The sequence below is a fragment of the Streptomyces sp. C36 genome, from assembly GCF_040932295.1.
In the GTDB taxonomy this organism is placed as follows: Bacteria; Actinomycetota; Actinomycetes; order Streptomycetales; family Streptomycetaceae; genus Streptomyces; species Streptomyces triculaminicus.
Genome location: NZ_JBFQGI010000010.1, coordinates 55,238 through 75,617, shown reverse-complemented (window position 1 = coordinate 75,617; position 20,380 = coordinate 55,238). Strand labels below are relative to the sequence as shown.

Genomic DNA, 20,380 nt, shown 5'->3' with positions numbered 1-20,380 from the left:
TTTCAATCGGCTCGAGCCCACCCTTCGCCCGGTTCGAGTGCCACTGCCGTCCCGTCCGTCGGCTACAGGGGCGGGTCGGCTTCAGCAGCAAGCCGGTCGAGTTCGGCCTGGGCAGGGTGCCGGGCAGCCGCAGTAGCCGCCCCGGACGTCGCCAGATGCACCTCGAAATCCTCCAATGTCCCGGGCGGCGGCGGGACGACCGGGGGCGGGTCCTGATGAGTGCCGATCGCGCAGGCTGCCAGCTGCAGGCGCGGCGTGAAGGCATGAAGTGTGCTGATCCAGTCGGCCTCGCCCATCCCGGCCAGCGGAGCGCCGGCATAGACGCGGAGCCATCCCGCGTACAGCGCCGTGAGGTGTTCGACAACCGGCTGGTGCATGTACCAGCAACGCGGGATCTGGTTGTGCAGCTCGAAGGTGGTACGAAGCCAGTCCACCCATTCGGCGAGTTCGCGCAGCCGGGCGCGCCGCTCAGGCGGCTTCATAGCCGACCACACCCAGCGCCGCACCCCCGGCTTCTGACCAGCCGACGGCTGCCCTCCAGGCGGGTCAGGCCACAAGGACGCCGGGTCATCGAGCGGGTCATACACGGCCGGCTCCTTCGGTCGCCGCGGCGGGCTTGTCCAGGCTGACCGCCCCAGTGACCGGAGCAGGGGCCGCGAGAAGCTTCCTGAGGTCCTTGTCACGGAAGGTGAGCCGCATACGAACCTTGATCGGCGGCAGATTCGAGTACTGCGCGATGGCGGTGAAGTCGGGCAGCTGCTGGAGAGAGTGGATGGGGGCGAGGTCGGTCTCGGTGAGCGAGGTGCTCGTGGAGTACTCGCCACGTGAGCGGCTGACGGAGGTGCGCAGAGTTTCGGTACGCCCGTAGAGGCCGGAGAAGTAGCGCAGGGTCTCGAGGTCTCCGCAACCGGGCAGCAGCATGCGCAGGCCGGAGGCGGAGAGCACAGTGTTGGCCTTTTGGGTGCCGAGGCTTTCGCGTAGCTGGGAGAGGTCGTGCCAGACGGTGAGGATGTCGATGCCCATGCCGCGGCCGGTGGTCAGGATGTTGGGCAGGCGGGGGTAACGGAGCATGTTGCCGGCCTCGTCGACCATGACGCCGAGGGAGGGGTCGAGGGGTTGGCCGGTGGTGTTGTAACGGACTTCCGCGCCATGGATGATCGAGGCGATGATCGAAGTCAGCAGCGGTGCGAACCGCTCGGCGTCGGCCTCGCTCGCGATGAGACAGACAGTGCCGTTCTGATCCAGGAGCTCCTCGACAGTGAAGTCGGTGCCGGAACAGGTCTCGCGAACCTCCTCGTCAGCGTAGACGCGGGCCAGGACGTTGAGGCTGAACTGGATCGAGCCGATGCCGTCCTCGTGCAAGCGCAGCCACGGGGAGGCGTAATCGTCGGCGACGTCGGTGTAACCGTGCTGGAGGAGGACGGCGCGCACGTGGTCGACGGCGTCCTTGCCCAGGCCGAGCCAGCGACGCATGCCGTTGATGCCGCCGCCGGACAGGTAAGAGGCAAGCAGGACGCCCTTGAGCACGTTCTTGGCCTGGTCGATCCAGGGAGCGGCGCGCTTGTCCTCGCTGGAGGAAGCGGCTTCGGCCATCCAGGCGGCCATCCGGTCAGCGGCCTTGGCGTCGGTGCAGTAGTCCACCGGCGACCACTTCTGGGTGGACCGACCAGGGATGCCAGCGGGGGCGATCACCCACACTGGGCCGAGCACGCGGCGACGGGCGTAGATGATGTCCAGGTCAGCGGCCTTGGTGGTGGTCACCACCAGCGGCCCCTGCCACTCCGCCGCATTCGGCAGAACCAATCCGGTCGTCTTGCTGCTGCCCGGCACCCCGAAAACCGTGGCAGAGATGTTCGGGCGGGAAGCCACGATCTTCTTCGTGGTCATGCCGCGACCGGCCGTGATCTGGTTACGCCGCTTATGAGGCGCCTCGTCCACCATGAGCTTCCGCTCGACGCGGGCACCGCCCCACTGCGCCCCCTCCTGCTTCGGGCGACCCAAACGCTTCCACAGCCACAACGCGACCCAGCCGAGCACTGCCCACACCAGCACCGTCAGCATCCAAAACAGCCACGACGGCGGACCTGGAGTCCAAGCCTGACCGGGCCCGTGGGCAACGGCGGTGATGACGGTGGTGGCCAGGTCTGCGTCAGCCGTCGCCCAGCCACGGCCGGACAGCAGCGCGGCCGCCGGCCCCGTGACCAGGGTGCAGGCCGCCATCCCGATACCGCCCAACAGCAGGCTCGGGCCCAGCAGCCCCCCACTACTGGCCGACTTCCCGCCCGCACTCATACCGTCATCCGCTCGTCCGTGTGGAACAGCTTCTTCTCCAGTGCCGTCAGGTGCAGCTGCACCGGGTGCGAGCCGGCCTTGCCCACCTTCCACAGCGCCCGGCCGGCATGAGCCTTGCCCCAGGAGCTGATCAGGTCGTACTCGGCATCGGTCAGCCCGACAGCTTCCTGAATCGCCTGGAGAGGGCGGGAGTCCTGGGCAAGCTGAATGCGCGTCTCACAGCTGCTGATCATGTCCTTGGCAATGGCAACCGCCTCCGAGTCCGCGGACCCGACCGACTCGAAGTCGGTGAGGCGGTGCGTGGCGAGGACCTGGATCGTGCCGTCGGCACGCGAAAGCCGCAAGTCACTGTCAATCTTCCGAACCATGGAGGAGCCACCAGAACGCATCGCCCGCCACAACTCGTCACGGACCACCAGCCGGGGCGGCCCGGGGGTGTCGATCGCCGCCTGCGCCCAGGAGCTGACACAGGTGAGAATCATGGAGACGATGTCGTCGCCGTAGTCCTTCATGCGGGAGATGTCCACGCACTGGATCGGGGCCGAGAAGTCGAGTTCGCTGGAGGTCTCGGCGTCGAAGAGGCCACCGAGGTGGCCGTTGACCATCGCGCCCAGGGCGGCCCGGATGGAGCGCGTGAGTTCCCGGGTCGTCTGGATGTCTTCGTCGCGGACTCTCAGTTCGTAGGCCATCGCCTTGCTCGGGTCCTTCAGCGCGGCGTGGACGGCCGGCAAGGTCGGCGGCGTGAGCTTGGTGTTCCCGGCGAGCTCTCCGGTGACCTCCCGGATCGCCGCCGAAACGGCCTCTTCCTCCTCTGCCAGCAGAGTCCGGCGCAGTTGCAGTTCCAGCAGAGCCTTGAGCAAGGACAGCCGGCGCCGGTGAATTTCGGTGAGCCGTGTCAGGAACACGGCCCGGTCCTTGACCTCGCCCAGGCCCTGTCCCAGCGGGCCCGCGTCCAGGGGGTTCAGACGGCCGCTCATACCCGGGCCCAAGAGCAGGGGCTCGTAGCCGAGGTAGCGGCACAGCTCGCCGTACTCGCCCTTCACGTCCCCGGCGATCAGGGTGTGAGTGCCGAACGCCATGAGGCGCAGGCACAGCGCCTTGATGTGTGCGGACTTACCGGAGCCGGGAATGCCAGTGATCATGACGTTCGGGTTGGTGACCAGGCCCTCCGACACCCACACGCTGGGGTGGGCGGAGAACGCGCGCATGCTCAGCACGTTCCAGCCGATATACGCGCCGACCGGGGGCAGGCTGCTCGCATGGAGGAACGGGTACAGGCCCGAGACTTGCGAGGTATCCGCCCGATGTACCTCGGGCGCCGCCTCATTGGCAGCCCGGCCGGCGTAGGCCGCATTCACACCACGTCGCGGTGGCACGAAGCCGATACCCTCACGGACCTTCTTCTTCGACACTGGTGCCTGGGCCGGACGCAGACGCCCCTCTCCCAGCAGGTGCTCGAACCCCTGGGACGGCAGAGACGTTTCGTCTTCACGATCGCGGGTGCGGGAGAACAGCGCCATCAGATCACCGCCCTACGTGCGGGCAGGCCCTGCCCAAGCGGAAGCGCCGCCGCCGCGAAACCGGCGTCCTGCGCATACCACATGCGGCGCAGCTCCAGGCCGGCAGCGGCGCCGTCCTGCTGCAGCTCGGCGCAGGCGGTCTCCAGCTCTTCGGGGTCGGTGACGGTGACGGTAACCAGGCCCGTGAAGCGCACGATGCCGTGCCCGGAGGCGCGGGCCATGTCCTGCTCGATCGCACGGGCCATATCGGCTCGCTCGTCCATCGACTCGATCCGCCCCGTCCGAGCCCTCAGACGACGCGCCACATCACGCTTCGTACGTTCCTTGGACAACTCGGCACGGGCCCGGCGCGGGCCGAGCGGCTCGTACGCCAGTGTCAGCGACCGGCGCGCGGTCGGCCTGGGGCGCAGGAGAGACTGCAGGCAAGTGGCGTAGACGGCGGAGGCCGGCCAGCTGCGAACCTGGTAGGTCACAGAGATGGCACCGTCGTGCTGGTAGCTGCCGCGCGCGGCCCGGGCGGCGGCGGGTCCGGCCAGTTCCGGGTCGACGCCCGGCTCGAGTCCGTCCCAGGCGCGCTGCTGGGCAGCGGTATTGCGCATGGCCATTTCACCCACCGCGTCGGGATCGAAGCCCTCGCGAACGACCTGGGCCAACTCCCTGGGAGCCAGTCGTCGGATGACGGTGAGGTCGGCGGCCGCCAGTGCGGAGTGCATCGCGGTGATCTCGCGCACGAGCACCGCACAGGCTCCCAGTCGGCCGCCGCCCGCGCCCTTGATCGCCAGGCGTGCGCGGGAGGCGGACAGGGTGACGGTCAGATACGTGGCGCGGGTGTTGGCCACGGTCCCACCCTGAGCGGCCAGTTCCCTGACTACGGCCACTGCGGCCGGGGGCGCCGCCGGGTCGGTGTGCGCGGCTGTCCAGGATTGCAGGGCGGTGCCGTCGTCGGGCAGCGATCGCTCGTGCACGGCGACCCGCACAATGGGGCCGTCCTCCACGCATTGGGTGCGCAGGAAGGTGCCCCATGCGCTAACCCGGCGATTGATCTGGTCGGTGTCTTCCAGTGCCAGGCCGGGGTAGCGGATCTCCATGACCGCGCTGTAGGTGTTCTCGAGCGGGTCGTAGACCACGGCAAGTTCTTCCTGGCCGCCGGTGGGGGCGGACAGGATCCGCAGCCGGGCCAGGACGCCGGGTAGGTCCATGGGCTGCTGGTCGTCCGAACGGCGACGCGGGGCGAACACCCCGGAGAGGAACACGTCCTTGCCTCCTGCGACATTGATCTGGTGACGGATCGCCAAGGTGGCCCACTCATCGGCGGTCATCCCGTAGATGCGAACGGTGGCCAGCGCGAACAGCACGGCCGCGACCGGCAGTGCAATCAGCTCGCCGGACAGGTCCTGGGCGTAGATGGGGATCAGGACGCAAAAAGCAGCTGCGGCAACCAGAAGGCAGCCGGTCAGCGACATCGAGCCCATGAAACCGTGCCGCTCGGACTGCCACCCCGCATACACCAGCGGTCGGTCCTGGCTCACTGTGTCCCCCCAACCTGATCAGAACCCTGCGCGGGGGCCGGCGGCAGCATCAGCGGCGCACGGGTCGCGGTGACCTTTGACGTGGCCGACGGCTCGCCACTTGAGGCCACCGTGGTCGGCGCATCCCCACGCTCCGGCGGAACCGTCATGGGCGGAGCCGATCCCGAACCGTCTTGCGGCGCAGCCCCCGACGGCGGCAGTCCAGCGGCAGCACCGCCGGTGGCGGCGGGCGGCGCCGGAGGCGGAGGGGAAGCCCCGGCACCGCCGTCGTCGCCATGCGGAGACCCCGCGCCTGATCCGCCCGTGCCGGGTGGAAGGGCGATCTGTCCGCCCATGTCCTTGCCGGGACCGAGATCGGCGTGAGCAGCCATGGCCTCCATGCCTCCCTCAGCGAGCTCCTTGCCGGCCTTGGCGACCTGCAACGCCATGCCAGCCGCCCCCAGCACACCCATCGATGCGGCTCTGCCGCCCTGGGCCCGGCCTGCGGCTCCGCTTTGCGCGACAGCGCCGTCGTTCTCCGCCTCCACCGCACGCGTAAAGTCCCTGCCGCCGCCGATGGCACCGGCTCCGGCCGGAGAGCCTCCCCCTGAACCGAACATGGATGCGGCGGTGCCTCCCGCCGCGCTCAACAGGCCGGAGGCCAGGCTTCCCCCGGAACCCACGCTGGTGAACGTCATGAATTTGGCGATCGACGGCCACGCCACGGCGGCCAGGAAAAGCGTCAGCAACCCGGTCAGGAAGTCGTTCAAGTTCTTGGAACTGCCGGTCGCGCTGAACCCGACCAGGAAGATCAGCACGATCACCGGTTTCATCACGATCAGTGCGATCAAGGCGTTCCGGGCCTTGGGCCACCACTCCTTGGTCGCCTCCATGATGCCGCCCGCCGAGACAATCGGCATGCAGGCCACCAGTACCTGGATCGCCGCCGCTCGCAGCAGCATCTCGCCCCACAGCACTAGCGTCACCAAAGCTGCAAGGATTCCGAGCAGCAGCACGAGCGCGGAGTTCGTCGACGAATCGAAGAGGAAAGCCTTGTCCATGGTTTCCTTGAACGCCTTCTCGCCGCCTCCGTTCCGGTACTGGTCGATCATCCACTTACTGGCCGCATTCGTCGCCCCGAGCGCGGCCTGCGTAACCGCCAGAGAAGCCAGGGTGACAACAGCCCACTTGGCCAGGCCCGTGATAGCCGTGGCCGCTGCGCGCCCCTCCCCGCTCAGGCCGACTTTTGCGAACTGCCCGATCAGCAGGAACAGGGCCACCAGCGAGGAAATCGCCCAGGTGATGCTGTAGACGTCGAGCAGGTATTCACTCTTTCTGAGATCGACCGTTGACACCACCAGGAAGGCATCAGTGAGGTCGTGAAGAATGCCCGTTGCGGCCTTCCCGAACCTACCTGCTACAGCGTCAAATGCGGCGGTCGCCAAAGTTCCAGCGGGGTCTTTGGCGACCTCCGCGGCCTTGTTAACCCCGTCGGAGACCTTGTCTGCTTCCTTGCAGACTTTGGCGTAGGGTCCAGTGCCGCAGCTCTCGGCCCATTTCATCTTCAACCATGCGAGGTAGTCCTTACAAGCCTTCTCGCCAGCCTTCGGGTGATCAGCCTGGCACTGTTCATCAACGAAATCCTGGCAGACTTTTTGCTTATACCTGTCCCCGACGGCACAGTCTTTGAGTGTCTTCAGGGGGCTGGGGCTAGCTGATGCCGAGGGGGACGGGGGGCTAGGGGCGGCTGCTGCCGAAGAAGCCGGAATGAGGGACAGAGGCAGGCTCAAGAAGAACGCGACGACTAGGGCAAGGAATCTATTTCTCGTAGGCAAGGCTTCGCCACCCTTCCTGTGCCGCGTTCTGGCTATTCGGGGTGACATTTTTGGGAGCGTTGTCTGGCAGGCCGTCCAAAGTGCGCAGGCTCATCTTCCAGTCGCCATCCGTCCATACCAGGACCACGCCGCGCACCTGCGTGGCATCCCTTCTGACTCCTCGCACTGATGTCTGGCAATCCATCAGAATCCATACAGTGACGCTGTCTGCGGTGGAGTTGGCGACGTGGTAGGCCCGTGACTGTGTGGTGATGAAGTTGGCGTTATCGGATTCCCCGTCCGCTGGAAGCCCCTCATTAGTCCTTGCTGTCTGCGCTGACTGGGCCATGTACGTTTCCAGCATCATCCGGTGATTGGGAGCTGCCATAACTCTGGCTTGTTGCTCTGCAGCCTTGGGATTGAAGAGGTCCAGGACATCGCCGTAGTGAGCGGCAGCCGAGATGGCCCCTTCCAGCGTGTGGGGGTAGCCGACCGGTACACCGTCTTTCACGTCCTTGGGCTTGGGTAGCACCGTCGGGACGTTCGATCCCCCAGCCTGTGCCTGGGTAGAAGCCGAAGCGGTCGGGCCAGCAGTGGGCTTGTCTGTTTTGCGCGAATCATCGGGACTGAGGACGAGGAACGTCGTGGCGCCGCCGACTACAAGGGCTCCGGCGATGAGAAGTGCCAGACGGCGGCGGGCCGAGCGACGGCCTTCGTCGAGGGCGACGAAGGACAATGCTCAGCCCTGCCCAAGGTTGAAGAATGCCTTGACCATGCCAAAGACCGTTCCAACCCCCGCGGCGGCGATGAGCGACCAGAGGATGGACTTCTTACCCCGTGCGGCCATGTCGGGACGCTCGGAGTTGTACCCCACTGCCAGCAGCGCACAGCCGAAGACGAAGCCAAGCACGGCAGCAACGAGAGCGCCTGTCAGCGACCAGCCGATGAGGTTGTCGGTGCTGGTGCCCAAGTTTCCCGGTAGCGGCTTGGGTTCCTTGGGCTTCAGCGGGCCGTCGTCAGCGGCGAGCGCGATCAGCGGCTTGAGGGGTGTGGCCACGGTGCGTGGTTCCTTCCGTGTAGGCGGCGGGGACAGCGGCATGCGGGAGCGTCTGGCCCCAGGACGCATGCGCCGATGACAGGGCGGCCTCCGCCAGCTCACGCCCGGCCGCCAGAGTTCGGGGCTTAAGGCGAGCTGCGTTGCTGAGGCCGTGTGAGCGGATTCGCTCGTCGTACGGCACGTGGATGATCGCGCCGACCTTGGGCTGGAGCATGGTGGCGCCGGCCTTGACCGGAGCGGGCAGGCGTCCATCACCGACGACCACGAGAGCGATGACCATGCGTGCCAGCGGCAGGCCCGCGGCCTCGGCCGCCAGCACGGCGGTCTGCAACTCAGCGATCCCGTCGCCGGTGGCAGCGGCGCACAACACAGGGACCGCGCAGGGCAGGGAGCACCAGCGGGCACTGAGCCCGGCGTTTCCGGTGTGGTGGGCGGTCATGACGTCATGGGTGAACGGGTGTGAGGTGTCGATGACGACGGCCTGCCAGCCGCCGATGGCGGCGAGCTGCTCCCAGGCTTCAGGTTCATCGGGCAGTGCCAGCGGCGGTGCGTGCCATGGCAGGTGATCGGTCAGCACCTGCCATGCGGCTGGGCCGGAGGAGGCGGCTGTCGCGGCGGCGGCGCGCGCCTGGCTTCGGCTGGCGGGCTGGTCGGGCGGGAGGGCAGCGAGGCCTCCAGTCGTACCCGGCGTCCACCTGGGCCAGGGGGACGTCAAGCGGGGGGCGAGGTCGAGGAGGACCGTTTCGCCGCTGGCGGCGAAGGCGTCTGCGAGCAGCCCGGCGACTACGGAGCGACCACTACCACCGATTGCCCCCATAACGGGCATCAGAAACCGGGAGTGCGGTATGAGTTCCTCGAGCCGAGATACCGCCTTGGCCATCTAAGACCCGCCCCCCAGTGCGCCTTGTCGTCGCGCACTCACTGCACGTTGATCAAAGGGCATGTTTAGCAAGAGGCCTGGGGGTCTGTCCATGTCCGTTGCTGATCGCTGGCGACTGCTGTGGTTTCACCAATGACTTGCTACGGTTCGTGATCAGTCACGGAGCGACACGAACGGACGGGAGGTCACTGGTGGCACCTACTGGCCCCGACGACGGCAGGACCCTCCAAGAGGAGACCGAGCGGTCGGACACTGCAGGCTCATTGCAGGCTTGGCCGGAAGTTCTCACCGCCAAAGAGACCGCGGAGTATTTACGGCTGGACTACCAGCTCGTGATGCGGATGACCCGCGCAGGCCTCCTGCCGTCGCTCAAGGCAGGACGTACGTGGCGGTATCACCGGCGGGCGCTCGAGCAGGCCATGGGGGTCGACGTCGCACATCAGTAGCCAGGCAACGCGGAGGAGGAAGCACAGCATCAGGGGGACTGAGTGGCCAAGAAGCTGCTGATCGTCGCGGGCGCGGGTTGCGCTTCGCTCTTCGTGCTCATAGCCGGGGTGACCATCCAGACCACCACCTCGGGCGAGGCCTCTGCGAGTCCCAACACCGGGGCTATCGGGGGTGGTCTGAAGGCGGGCTCGGTCCCGCCCCAGTACGCACCGTGGATAGAGAAGGCCGCCGGTGCCTGTCCGGGACTGCCCGCTCCGGTCCTCGCCGCCCAGCTCGAGGCCGAGAGCAACTTCAACCCCAACGCGCGCTCGGACTCCGACGCCCATGGCATCGCCCAGTTCATCCCGAGCACCTGGCAGAGCTACGCCGTCGACGCCAACGGCAACGGCACCGCCGACCCCTACGACCCGCCGGACGCGATCATGGCGCAGGGCGCATACATGTGTGACCTGCTCAAGGACGCCAAGAAGTCCGGCTACCAGGACGACCCGATCAAGCTGGCCCTGGCCGGCTACAACGCGGGCTGGGGAGCGGTGATGAAATACCGCGGCGTCCCCCCGCCGTCCTTCGCCGGGGGCCAGACCTACGACTACGTCCGCGCGATCATGGCCAGTGCAAAAAAGTACACCGCACCTACCGCCCCCAGCGGGCCGGTGGACCTGCCGAAAGACTTCTCCATCCCGGCCAACGCCCCGGACACCGTCCGCAAAGCCGTCGCCTGGGCCCTCTACCAAAAGGGCGGCTGGTACCACCTCGGAGGCGACTGCACCAACGCGCTCGGCTCGAACCCCGCCCACTGGTGCGACTGCTCCAGCCTCATGGAACAGGCTTACCGAGCCGCCGGGGTGACCATCAGCCGCACCACCTACACCCAGGTCAACGAAGGCCAGGCCGTGAGCATGGATGCGCCGATGGCCGGCGACCTCGTCTTCACGCCCGGCTCGGACGGCTCCGCCTCTTCCCCCGGTCACGTCGGCATGTACATCGGCAGCGGCCTGGTCATCGAGGCACCCCGCACGGGCGTGCAAACCCGCATCATCCCGTACAGCAGCTGGCGCAACAGCAGCAGCCAGATCACCCGCGTCGTCGCCGTCCGCCGCATCGTTCCCCAGTAAGGCCCGGAGCATCATGAGCACTGACCACACTCTGTACGCCCCGTGGGGCGTCGTGACGCCCCACTTCTGGCGAGAGGCCGACGCAACGACCGGGCTGGCAGCACCGGCTGCCGTAACACCGGCACCAGGGGCAAAAGCGCAGGCGGAGATTCCGGCGCCGCCGGCGGAGTACCAGCCGCGCATCGCGGCGGTCACCGACGCATTCGCGCCGCCCGTCGACGCGCAGCGCCTCGCCTCGGCGAACCTCGAGGCGGAGAAGCTGGATGAGGAGTTCACTGCCTCGTACGGCGCCTCGCACTCCTACACGATCCAGGTGCGGGAGCTGCGCGGGTGGATCGCTCACCTGATGAACCAGCCAGCAGTAGCCGCCCGCTGGTATCTGCACACCACCGGCTTGCAGATGCAGGTGTGGGGCGTCGCGCACGCGTTCACCCGGGACTCGGCGGATCGGGCGGTGCAACACTGGAGGGGCGTCACCGACTCGGTTGAGCGGCGTTCACTTGCCACCGAGCTGCTGCCCATGCTCGCCACCATCACCGGCGACAACAGCGAGGTGTACCGAACCGTACGGAAGATCGCCGCCCCTAGAGCTGATGGCTAGACCCCGGCTCCCAGTGGGAACGGTCGCGGCCTCTACAACGATTCGCTGCCGCGGCGCTCGCTGCTCACCTCCGCCTGCACGGAGAGCACGCTGCACGGCGGTGGTTTCCAGCACGGTGGCCTGGCTCACCTCCGCCTGCGCGGAGCTCCCACACGCTGATCCCGCGCCGTTTCATGTCGGCCGGCTCACCTCCGCCTGCGCGGAGAGCGCCAGCCGTTGGAGGGGTATTCCTCGCGCAGCACGTCCACCTGTTGCCCCACCCTCCGACTGAAGATCGTTTCCAGCGAGTCAAACTATCTGGCCGCGGCGGCGCCAGATTTCGCGGTAGTCGTCTTCGGTGATCCGGTTGAGCAGGACGGCACCGGAGATGACCTCTGCGATGTTGTCCTGATGGTCGGGCAGGGTGTGGGCGAGGTCCCATTCGCGTTCCTCGAGCGGCCATGCGGCCACGGTGGTCAGCATCTCCTCATGCGCGATCCGGCCGGCCGCGTAGTCCTCGAAGTACGCGCGCAGTGACGTTGCCATGGTTGTCCTTGTCTCTTCGGTCTGCAGGCCGGTGCTCGCGGTGCTGTGGTCTACCTGGATAGGGCTACGAGAACGAATCTCGGCAGCGTGAAACCTCGAGCCAGTCAAGCGGGTGATCAGCATCGGTCGGCATGGATCTCGGCAATGAACGACGACCATGCTGAGGGTGTCAGCAGGACCGCGGGTCCAGCTTTGATCTTGGAGTCGCGGACCCCGATGCCACCGGCGAGGTTCGCAACCTCAACGCAGTTGCCCCCGCCGTTGCTGTGGGAGGACTTGTACCAGGACGTCTCTTCGGCCACGTCAAGGGCCGTCAGGTAGGTGTTAATGGCTATCAATCTCTCGTGCTAGGCGATGCAAAAACTCTGGCGTTACGGATGGGGCAAGGGCACCACGCTGCAGCGAATCGAACCGGCGTCCGTATCTGCCCACCACAAGCGGCTTGTCCGTGACAGTGATCGTCTCCTGTAGATCGGTCTGCACGACCGGTTCAAGGCCCTCGTCGAAGTCGAGAATCATAAAGTTGAGACACGTTCGGTAGTTGGCGAGCATCATTGGAAGGATCTGCACCGTGACGTTGTCGAGCTGGGCGAGGCGCTCTATCTCCTCGTACTGCTCCAACATCACGTCCTTGCTGCCAATCCACTGCCGCAAGGCGGCCTCGTTCACTACGACGTTCAGTTCAACAGGGCCGTCAGGGCGGGTGAGGATGGTCTTCCGCTCCATGCGGAGCCGAACGTTGTCGTCCACGAAGGGAGTGGTCGTCTCCTCTACCTGCTTCTCAGACAGGAACAGCGCCCTGGCGTAGCTTTCGCACTGCAACAGGCCAGGGACGACGTCGGGTTGCCAGGAGCGCAGAGTACGTGCGTCTCTCTCCAGCCCGAGAAATGTGTCCATCCCGTTCCACATGGTGTTCCGGTACGGCGTCCACCACTCACGACTGAGTGAGTCTCGGTGCAGGACGAGTAGCGCTTCGCGACTGTCGGGGTTCTCGACACCGTACAGATCCAGCAGCTTCTCCAGGTCTCCGACCCTGGGCAGGCTGTTATGTGCGGTCTCCACGCGGGTCAGCTTCGTCTCGGAGAAGGACAGCGCGGCAGCGGCCTCCTCGATCGTGATGCCGGCCTTCTCGCGTAGCAGTCGCAGTTGCTTGCCCAGCTCTCTCCGACGAAACGTCGGTCCCCTTCGCGCCGCCACCCCTGCACCTCTCTGTAGGTCTTTGACGTGCCCCTGTGCCTGGTCGACACGCCCCTGTTGCCCGTGGTCGCGTCCCTGTGGGGAGTGTTCCACCGTCTGTACCCCCTCGCGCAAGCGTTGTCACCTGAACTGGCATATGCCAATTCACCTCCGAGCCCTCCTTAGGGTGCAGATTGCCTTGCACCTTAAATCTGAGGTGCGGCACGGTAGTTGGTGCCAGAAGGAGCCGCCCGGCTTCTAGGCGCCGATTAAGCCTGGCCGCCGGTTCCCCGGCCGCGGCGGCTCCTTCCCCATCACGCCCGGAGCTTGCGTTGACCACCCATGCCCGCGCCACCGCCCCGCCGTTCCCCGCCGAGGAGATCACCGGAACCATCAGCCGCACCCTGGCCGCCCTGCCAAGCCCCAACACCATGGAGAAGCTGTGGACCTTCTCAAGAGCCACATCGACGACCTGTTGCCCGTTGTCGAAGGCAAGGACTGGGGTCAGCACCGACAGAACGGCATGGTCACCCTGATGATCGAGGTGGTTCGCGACAAGCTCGCCCACGAGCCCCCTCACCTAAGTGCGCGCTGTGTCTGCGCCCAGGAGGTCGCTCGCGTCTACAACGGCCTGCTCGGCCTTGCCCTGACCGAGCCGGGTGACGAGCAGCGCCGCCAGGCCGCCGCTCAGTGACTGGGCAGGCCCGGCCCCGGCGCCGCATCGTCTGGTACGACCCCGTAGGTGACGTCTGCAAGTGGACGTACGGACTCGGCATCGTCGCAACCCTCGTGGTACTCGGACAGATCGTGCACCACGAGACCGTACAGACCACCGCCCCGTTGCCGCCGCACCCAGCGCCGGCCACTGCTGCCGACTTCCCCCTCACCGAGCACCAGTGAAGAACGAGAGCTCGCGGCGCCGGTTCACCAACTCCCGCCCCATAGCGGTGCGGGTCATCACCCCCAGGGCGCGGGCAACCGGCCCGCTCCCGCACCTGACAGGAGAAAAACCCATGCCCGAGAACGCCGCACCCACCAACGGTTCCGGATCGGGACTCGTGCTCGCCGCCCGCCGGATCGCCGCCGCCCGCACTCGTGCCGACCAGCCGTCGGACAACACCGGCGGCAAGTCCGACTCGAACGACACCGGCAGCAACTAAGGATCACCCGATGATCGATGCCGCTTCGTGGGCGGCGCGTCTGGGCGGGGAAACCTTCCTCGCCCAGACGTTCACCCGCTCCCACCACCACTCCCCGGGCCCCGGCACTGTTGATGCCCTGCTGACCTGGGACGACCTCAACACACTCCTGGCCACCCAACGGCTGTCCCCGCCCCGTCTGCGGCTGGCCCGGGGCGGCGAACACATCGACGTCAGCAAGTACGCCACCACCATCACGAACCGGCGGGGCAGCACCTGGCACCGCCTTCAACCGACTGCCGTCCACAACCAGCTCGCCGACGGGGCCTCCCTGGTCCTGGACTCAATCGAGGAGATGCACCCGCCCATCGCGGCAGCCGCCGAGGCCCTCGAACGCTTTGTCTGCACCCCAGTCCAGGTCAATGCGTACGCTTCCTGGACCGCTGAGGAAGGCTTCGGTACCCACTGGGACGACCACGCGGTCGTCGTCGTGCAGGTCCGGGGGGCCAAGAGGTGGCGGCTGTACGGGGCGACCCGGCAGGCCCCGGCGTGGCGGGATGTGGAGTTCCCGGAGGAGCCTCAGGACGAGCCAGTCGCCGAGATCGTGCTGCACGAGGGCGACATCCTGTACGTGCCCCGTGGCTGGTGGCATGCGGTCACCGCCGACCAGGGCCAGCCCTCGCTCCACCTTTCCTTCGGTCTCCTGCCTTCCACTGGGGCGGACTTCCTCGGCTGGGTTGTCGACCGGCTCCGCGGGCACCTGGCCGTCCGTCAGGACGCACCTCGCTTCGCGCCCATCGCCGATCAGGCTGCCTATGTCGAGGCCTTGCTGAAGGTGCTGCTGACCGAATTCGACCGGCCCGACATCCTCACCCAATGGGCACAGTCGATGGATACCATCCACCCCGGGTATGCTGGCCTGTCGCTGCCGTACGTCGGCGCCATACCACCGGAGCCGCGGATCACAGTCCGGCTGACCTGTCCCCGAGCCCGCCTCAGCCTGAGCGAAGGGACGGTGACGCTGGCAGCGGCTGGCGCCGAGCACGACTTCGCCGCACCTGCCTGCCCCGTCCTTGAGCTCCTAGTCACTGGTGAACCGGTCACGCTGGGGGTCCTGGCCGAGCGGTCCAGGCTCAGTGTGGAGGCTGTGGCCGAACTGCTGTCGGTCCTCGTCAACGACCAGGCCGCCGCAATCGTCGGGACCATCCGGTGAGCGCGATCCTGGGCCTGGGCACGTACAAGGTGCACGCCGCCGCTGAGGCGGCGTGCACCGCCTGCGAAGCCGGGGCAGCATGGGTGGACACGGCCCCCAACTACGGCGACGGTGAAACCCACCAGCTCCTCGCACCCGTGCTTACCGAGCACCCGCAGGTGAAGGTGGCCACGAAGACCGGGTTCCTCACCCCGACCCATAAGCTGGCCGCTGTGGCAGCTGGCGTCCTCGAAGAGAATCAGGCCAGGACCGGACACAGTCTGGCCCCTGCCTTCGTCCGTTGGCAGACCGAGCAGTCGCTGCACGAGCTCGGGCGAGCTGATGTGGTGTTCGTACACAACCCTGAGCGGTCCGCCCGGCACCGCCTGCAGGTGCATGCCCACCTGCGGAAGGTATTCGAGGTCCTGGAGGAGTTCGCCTGTGCGGGCCGGATCGGCGGCTACGGCGTCGCCACCTGGACCGGATTCGAGTCCGACATATTCACCGTGCCTGGGCTCGTCGGGCTTGCCCGGCAGGCTGCCGGGGGCCAGGCCCATCACATGGTGGCGGTGCAGCAGCCGGTCAGCTTGGTCATGGACCGCCCGATCCGCCAGTCCCTCGGCGGCCGAGGGCCGCTCGTCCAAGCCCGCGCCGCCGGGCTGACCACGTTCGCCTCGTCACCGCTGTACGGCGGCGAGCTGATCGACCTGGTGACGCCCGAGCTGGTGGACTTCATCCGTCCCGGCCTTTCGCCGGCTGCCGCGTGCCTGCTGGTGGCCGCGTCAACTCCAAGCCTGGACGTTGTCCTCCTCTCGGCCAGCGGTTCCGGACATTGGGCTGAGGCCGCCGCTGCACTCGCCCTACCGTTGGATGCCCGACAACTGACGGAGGTCACCGATGTATGCGCCGCCGGATGAGGCCACACGAGCCCGTATGGAGGCCGCGCTGGCTGAGGCCGCCCGGCGCTTCGCGATCACCTCTGACGGGCCGATGGCCTGGGGGTGGCAGGGCTGCACCCTCGGCCGCCGTGCCGGGAACCAGTGGCTGCGGATCGCATCGGGCACGGGCACCAGGCCACCGCGGCGAAGGCAGGGCGAAGGAACGGCGGGTGCCGAGAAACTGGTGCCCGCCGACGTACCGCGTCCGCACCTGCACGGCGTCCAGGGGTGGGCAGCCGACGGCCACGTGTACGAAGCCGAACTGACCGACTGCATCACCACGCCTGTGGTCTCCCCACACCGCTGCGACATCGCTGAGGACCCCCAGCTTCCCGAACAGTGGTGGGCGGACCTCCGGCGCGCGTTCGACGTGCTCACCAAGGCCCCCGGAGAGCGGACGACAGTCCGCGACCGCTGGGCAGCAATGGCCTTCCCGCATTTCCTCGGTGTCCCTGCTCCGGAGACGCTCGAGCGCACGACCGGCCACGGTGACCTGCAATGGGCCAACCTCACCCGTCACCCGCTGTCGATCCTCGACTGGGAACGCTGGGGGCGGGTTCCTGTCGGCTTCGACGCTGGGACTCTGCACGCGGCCAGTCTCGGTGTCCCCGCCGTGGCTGCGAAGATTCGTGACGTCTTCTCCGACGTCCTCGGCACCGACGCCGGACAGGCCGGAGAGCTCTGCGCGCTGGCTGAGATGCTGCAAGCCGTCGCCCGAGGCTTCTACCTCCACCTGGCCGACGCGCTCGCCGACCGTGCCGAGGAGCTCACTGGAACACGGCCGCCCGGGGGCCCCTCCCCAGATCTGCCTCCGGCTCCCTGAGGTGATGCCGAGCGGCAGATGAGCAGTCCCCCGGCGTGTAGCGCAGCAGGTAGGCCTGCTGAGGCTCCTTCCGTCCGCCCCTCCGGGGTGCCACCCAAGGCGGTGAGGGACGCAGGGTCCGCCCGTACGGGCTTGCTTCTTCCGAGGCTGGCACGGGCGGGTTCTGCCCGGATACCTAGGTGAAGTGGGCGTGCACCAAGGCACGATCAAGTTGAATCGCTTACTCCTGGCCGATGGTCAGGCTTCCGTGTGCCATGCCGCCTGCACCCCGGCGTCCAACACCATCACCTACCCTACTGATCTCATTTAAGGGCAGTGGTCCTTCTACTCGCCGGCAGTTTGGCCGCGCTTACTTACGTACGTCCCTCGCTTCGGAACCGTGTACACGTACCCCTGTTCCACCAGGTAGGCGATTGCGTTGCGCACCGTACCCAGAGCGACGCCGTAGCGCTCGACCAGCGCAGGCTGTGACGGGATAGGGCGGTCGACTTCGATCTCCCCGGCCTCGATGTCTCGGATGATGTCCGCCGCAATCTGCCTGTAAGGCGGAGTCGGGGACTTGTGATCGATCTTGGTCACGGCCATGCGCAGAGCGTAGACAACGGACCGCCGCCGTGCCCATCTGACTAAGACTGACTAAGGATAGACATGGCTGACTAAGCGGCGTAGCGTCACAGACGCAAAAGACCCCGACAGCCGCGTAGGACCGGCCATCGGGGTCACACGCCACCAGCTATGTAGGAGCTGTGAGACGCATGCGTGACTGTATCGCGCAAGTCTTCGCTTGGATCCGCTGCCTGTTAGCGCCCCAAGGCCGCCACGCCGCCCGGTCCACGACCAAAGCCCAGCAGTACCGAGCCACAGAGGCTCAGCGACTGCCCCAACAACAGGACTGCTCGGACGTCACACCCGTGGAAGACGAAGTCTTCTGGCTCGACGAGCCGCTGGTGCGCGCCTTCGTGGTCGCCCAGGAGGAGGAGCGTGAGGCGGAAAAGCTGCTGAGGGCTCACCGGAATGCCGCGCTGCTCGCCGCCGAGGAAGGCCGTGACTATCCAGACGTGCTGTATCTCAGCCCAGACACGAAGATCACGCCCGCTCGGGCGTGGACAGTAGCGGAGCGGGTATGAAGTGCCCCCGCTGTGGTGCGGCGCTAGAAAGGTACATCGAACGTTCCAGCGGCCCTGGCATCGTGATCAAGGTGCGCCATGACTGCTCGCGTCCCCCGATTACGGGTTCTCCACAGGCCTGAGCAGCAATACCTCGAAGCCCCCGTCCCGTCACCTGGACGGGGGCTCTTCTCATGCCTCCCGCTGCCCGTACCGCAGGTTGCTCAGTGCCTGCACCGCCATGGGTGACAGGGCTAGGGTCTGTCCGGTGAGTCGGACCTCAGGGCGGCTGTGACAATCTCGCTCATGACCAGCGAACCCCTGCAGATCCCACTTGATCAACTTCGCCACGCCTTCGATGTGGTACTTCGGCAGGTGGAAGCGTCAGCTGGCCTCACCGTGACGCTCAATGAGGAGTACTTCTGGTCCATCCCGGGCGATGAGCTCTACGACGTCCTCAACGAGCCGAAGACACTCACGATCGGGCAGCTCTCAGAGTCATGGCAGCGCATTGAGGACCTGCTCGCTCACCAGGACCGGGCCCTGGGCTACCACTTGGTGTGGCTTGCCGACGTCATCCGAGCGATCGGCCAAGACACCCCCGGCTAAAGCCTTCCTGGTGGGTTGTAGCCGGACCCATCGGGCAGTCCCTAGGGCCAGCGACGCAAGCCACGGCAACCGGACAGGCTGCAAGACTGCGGGCCGTCTTTGGTGTCGGCTTACCTCCGCCTGCGCGGAGCTCACAGGTGCACCGGGAACGAGAACGTGCCGGTCCGCGGCTCACCTCCGCCTGCGCGGAGAGCACTGCGAGACGTCGATCATCGGCTCCTGGCGCTCCGGCTCACCTCCGCCTGCGCGGAAAGCACTGCACCAGTCCGACCCCGACCTGTACCGGCAGCGGCTCACCTCCGCCTGTGCGGAGCTCACACGATGACGAGTGCCCCGGCCTGGTTGGGGAGCGGCTCACCTCCGCCTGCGCGGAGCTCACGCGATACGCAGTCGCTCGAAGGCTGCTTGTTCCGGCTCACCTCCGCCTGCGCGGAGCTCACACGTCGACGTGGTGGTTCTGCCACTGCCGGGCCGGCTCACCTCCGCCTGCGCGGAGCTCACGTCGCGGGCCGCGTCCTTACGGGCGGCGCGTTCGGCTCACCTCCGCCTGCGCGGAGCTCACCCGCTGACCAGACCGTTTGGCATTCCAAATCGCGGCTCACCTCCGCCTGCGCGGAGCTCACGTCGTGCTGAGCTCCGTGAGCGCGGGGGCGGGCGGCTCACCTCCGCCTGCGCGGAGCTCACCCGTCGGCGTCGCTTCCGGACCAGCCCTGTGCCGGCTCACCTCCGCCTGCGCGGAGCTCACTGATCAACTTACGTCACGTCGGGCGAGTCTGGCGGCTCACCTCCGCCTGCGCGGAGCTCACGACCACGCGCCGTTCGGTCTGCCCCCTCACGCCGGCTCACCTCCGCCTGCGCGGAGCTCACTACTACTAGAAACTGCTAGATGATGGGGCTAGCGGCTCACCTCCGCCTGCGCGGAGCTCACGGCCGCGCTCACCTGAACAACGACGCCCCGCGCGGCTCACCTCCGCCTGCGCGGAGCTCACGCTCGAGAGGGCTCACAGGACCGCCCTCCGGGCGGCTCACCTCCGCCTGCGCGGAGCTCACCCTTCGCGACCTGCAACGTTGTTGTGGCTTTGCTGTTTCTTGGCACGGCGCTCGGAGCGGAACACCACTCCATTGAACACGACGACCAGCCGTTCAGAACACGGCGACATTCTCCACTGCCTCGCCCACCGCTCCGCGGGAATCACGAGGCCTCGGGGTAGAACTTGAGCAGGGTGCTGCATGCCCGGGCCAGAGCACGGGTGTGGCTAGCGGCGACCTTCGGGTCGGTACTGGGCAGACGAGTGATCACTTTCATCGCGCGGCCGAGGGCGTTGAGTCGAACCGTGCGCTCGTGGGCAAACGAGGACTCGAGCTGTTCCTGCACCATACATACGAGCCGTCGCGAATGGTCACGTAGACGGTCAGTGACCGCCGCCAGCTCCGCGTCCGACGGGCCGCGAAAGTCAGCGAACGCCTTGGCGGCAGCATCGATGTCTGAAGTGACCTGCGAGAAGCTTGGAAGACACTCTAAGCATCTGCCATGCTCTCGGCTGCCTGTGTTGTTGTGCCATGGTGTGTACACAGAGGGCCTCCGGGCGTTGACTGCTGGTTGGGCCGCTGACCATAGGCGCGGCGGGGGAAGGGGAG

24 protein-coding genes and 1 CRISPR repeat array are annotated in these 20,380 nt (G+C 67.0%); of the genes, 11 read left to right on the top strand and 13 right to left on the bottom strand.

Annotated features, from left to right (window positions below):
• Positions 1-62 precede the first annotated feature (62 nt).
• From AB4K12_RS27590 to AB4K12_RS27555, 8 genes are all read right to left on the bottom strand, one after another.
• Positions 63-482 (bottom strand): hypothetical protein, encoded by a 420-nt coding sequence (locus AB4K12_RS27590; protein ID WP_368437086.1) that lies wholly within the window; start codon positions 480-482, stop codon positions 63-65.
• 97 nt (positions 483-579) lie between these two features.
• Entirely contained in the window at positions 580-2,220 is a 1,641-nt protein-coding gene (locus AB4K12_RS27585) for a type IV secretory system conjugative DNA transfer family protein (protein WP_368437318.1), read from the bottom strand.
• A gap of 68 nt (positions 2,221-2,288) precedes the next feature.
• Positions 2,289-3,812, bottom strand: coding sequence for a type VI secretion protein (locus AB4K12_RS27580; RefSeq protein WP_368437084.1), 1,524 nt, complete (start codon positions 3,810-3,812; stop codon positions 2,289-2,291).
• Positions 3,812-5,341, bottom strand: a complete 1,530-nt coding sequence (locus AB4K12_RS27575; RefSeq protein WP_368437082.1) for an SCO6880 family protein — start codon at positions 5,339-5,341, stop codon at positions 3,812-3,814. The genes AB4K12_RS27580 and AB4K12_RS27575 overlap by 1 nt, the downstream gene beginning before the upstream one ends.
• Positions 5,338-6,882, bottom strand: a complete 1,545-nt coding sequence (locus tag AB4K12_RS27570; RefSeq protein ID WP_368437080.1) for a hypothetical protein — start codon at positions 6,880-6,882, stop codon at positions 5,338-5,340. Before AB4K12_RS27570 ends, AB4K12_RS27575 begins: the two co-directional genes overlap by 4 nt.
• Positions 6,883-7,138: 256 nt before the next feature.
• Positions 7,139-7,870: a hypothetical protein gene (locus AB4K12_RS27565; RefSeq protein ID WP_368437078.1), complete on the bottom strand. Its 732-nt coding sequence runs from the start codon at positions 7,868-7,870 to the stop codon at positions 7,139-7,141.
• 3 nt (positions 7,871-7,873) lie between these two features.
• On the bottom strand, positions 7,874-8,191 hold the full coding sequence (locus AB4K12_RS27560; protein WP_368437077.1) for a hypothetical protein: 318 nt from the start codon (positions 8,189-8,191) through the stop codon (positions 7,874-7,876).
• On the bottom strand, positions 8,151-8,768 hold the full coding sequence (locus tag AB4K12_RS27555) for a hypothetical protein (protein WP_368437075.1): 618 nt from the start codon (positions 8,766-8,768) through the stop codon (positions 8,151-8,153). Before AB4K12_RS27555 ends, AB4K12_RS27560 begins: the two co-directional genes overlap by 41 nt.
• 320 nt (positions 8,769-9,088) lie before the next feature.
• Here AB4K12_RS27555 and AB4K12_RS27550 point away from each other — a divergent pair, with 320 nt between their 5' ends.
• The 3 genes from AB4K12_RS27550 to AB4K12_RS27540 are packed head-to-tail and all read left to right on the top strand — an operon-like array spanning position 9,089 to position 11,234.
• Positions 9,089-9,517 (top strand): helix-turn-helix domain-containing protein, encoded by a 429-nt coding sequence (locus AB4K12_RS27550; protein WP_368437074.1) that lies wholly within the window; start codon positions 9,089-9,091, stop codon positions 9,515-9,517.
• 42 nt (positions 9,518-9,559) lie between these two features.
• Positions 9,560-10,633 carry an NlpC/P60 family protein gene (locus AB4K12_RS27545; RefSeq protein WP_368437072.1) on the top strand — a complete coding sequence of 358 codons (1,074 nt, stop codon included), beginning with the start codon at positions 9,560-9,562 and terminating at the stop codon, positions 10,631-10,633.
• Positions 10,634-10,646: 13 nt separating this feature from the next.
• A complete protein-coding gene (locus AB4K12_RS27540; RefSeq protein WP_368437070.1) occupies positions 10,647-11,234 on the top strand; it encodes a hypothetical protein in 588 nt (195 codons plus the stop codon).
• A gap of 288 nt (positions 11,235-11,522) precedes the next feature.
• Here AB4K12_RS27540 and AB4K12_RS27535 read toward each other — a convergent pair whose 3' ends face one another.
• The 3 genes from AB4K12_RS27535 to AB4K12_RS27525 form a co-directional block, all read right to left on the bottom strand.
• Positions 11,523-11,759, bottom strand: a complete 237-nt coding sequence (locus AB4K12_RS27535; RefSeq protein ID WP_368437069.1) for a hypothetical protein — start codon at positions 11,757-11,759, stop codon at positions 11,523-11,525.
• Between the two features lie 116 nt (positions 11,760-11,875).
• Positions 11,876-12,061 carry a DUF397 domain-containing protein gene (locus AB4K12_RS27530; protein ID WP_368437067.1) on the bottom strand — a complete coding sequence of 62 codons (186 nt, stop codon included), beginning with the start codon at positions 12,059-12,061 and terminating at the stop codon, positions 11,876-11,878.
• Between the two features lie 22 nt (positions 12,062-12,083).
• The gene (locus AB4K12_RS27525; RefSeq protein ID WP_368437065.1) at positions 12,084-12,956 is read right to left on the bottom strand and encodes a helix-turn-helix domain-containing protein; all 873 of its coding nucleotides are present in this window, start codon (positions 12,954-12,956) and stop codon (positions 12,084-12,086) included.
• A 421-nt stretch (positions 12,957-13,377) separates the two neighbouring features.
• Here AB4K12_RS27525 and AB4K12_RS27520 point away from each other — a divergent pair, with 421 nt between their 5' ends.
• The 6 genes from AB4K12_RS27520 (at position 13,378) to AB4K12_RS27495 (ending at position 17,027) form a co-directional block, all read left to right on the top strand.
• A complete protein-coding gene (locus AB4K12_RS27520; protein WP_368437064.1) occupies positions 13,378-13,629 on the top strand; it encodes a hypothetical protein in 252 nt (83 codons plus the stop codon).
• Positions 13,626-13,835 (top strand): hypothetical protein, encoded by a 210-nt coding sequence (locus tag AB4K12_RS27515; protein ID WP_368437062.1) that lies wholly within the window; start codon positions 13,626-13,628, stop codon positions 13,833-13,835. Before AB4K12_RS27520 ends, AB4K12_RS27515 begins: the two co-directional genes overlap by 4 nt.
• A gap of 113 nt (positions 13,836-13,948) precedes the next feature.
• Positions 13,949-14,095: a hypothetical protein gene (locus AB4K12_RS27510; RefSeq protein ID WP_368437060.1), complete on the top strand. Its 147-nt coding sequence runs from the start codon at positions 13,949-13,951 to the stop codon at positions 14,093-14,095.
• A 10-nt stretch (positions 14,096-14,105) separates the two neighbouring features.
• The gene (locus tag AB4K12_RS27505; protein WP_368437058.1) at positions 14,106-15,287 is read left to right on the top strand and encodes a cupin domain-containing protein; all 1,182 of its coding nucleotides are present in this window, start codon (positions 14,106-14,108) and stop codon (positions 15,285-15,287) included.
• Complete coding sequence (locus AB4K12_RS27500) at positions 15,284-16,183, top strand: aldo/keto reductase (protein ID WP_368437057.1); 900 nt, start codon at positions 15,284-15,286, stop codon at positions 16,181-16,183. The genes AB4K12_RS27505 and AB4K12_RS27500 overlap by 4 nt, the downstream gene beginning before the upstream one ends.
• Positions 16,184-16,199: 16 nt before the next feature.
• Positions 16,200-17,027: a hypothetical protein gene (locus AB4K12_RS27495; RefSeq protein ID WP_368437055.1), complete on the top strand. Its 828-nt coding sequence runs from the start codon at positions 16,200-16,202 to the stop codon at positions 17,025-17,027.
• Between the two features lie 324 nt (positions 17,028-17,351).
• On the opposite strand, the gene AB4K12_RS27490 is transcribed toward AB4K12_RS27495, so the two are convergent.
• A complete protein-coding gene (locus AB4K12_RS27490) occupies positions 17,352-17,612 on the bottom strand; it encodes a GntR family transcriptional regulator (protein ID WP_368437053.1) in 261 nt (86 codons plus the stop codon).
• A 326-nt stretch (positions 17,613-17,938) separates the two neighbouring features.
• On the opposite strand from AB4K12_RS27490, the gene AB4K12_RS27485 reads away from it, so the two are divergent.
• Together AB4K12_RS27485 and AB4K12_RS27480 are read left to right on the top strand one after the other, a co-directional pair.
• Entirely contained in the window at positions 17,939-18,154 is a 216-nt protein-coding gene (locus AB4K12_RS27485) for a hypothetical protein (protein WP_368437051.1), read from the top strand.
• A gap of 285 nt (positions 18,155-18,439) precedes the next feature.
• Entirely contained in the window at positions 18,440-18,742 is a 303-nt protein-coding gene (locus tag AB4K12_RS27480; protein ID WP_368437049.1) for a hypothetical protein, read from the top strand.
• Positions 18,743-18,848: 106 nt separating this feature from the next.
• Positions 18,849-19,792: direct repeats of the CRISPR family, unit length 24 nt; unit sequence CGGCTCACCTCCGCCTGCGCGGAG.
• Between the two features lie 142 nt (positions 19,793-19,934).
• Here the strand turns inward: AB4K12_RS27480 and AB4K12_RS27475 are convergent.
• Entirely contained in the window at positions 19,935-20,315 is a 381-nt protein-coding gene (locus tag AB4K12_RS27475; RefSeq protein WP_368437047.1) for a DUF6415 family natural product biosynthesis protein, read from the bottom strand.
• Between the last annotated feature and the right edge of the window lie 65 nt (positions 20,316-20,380).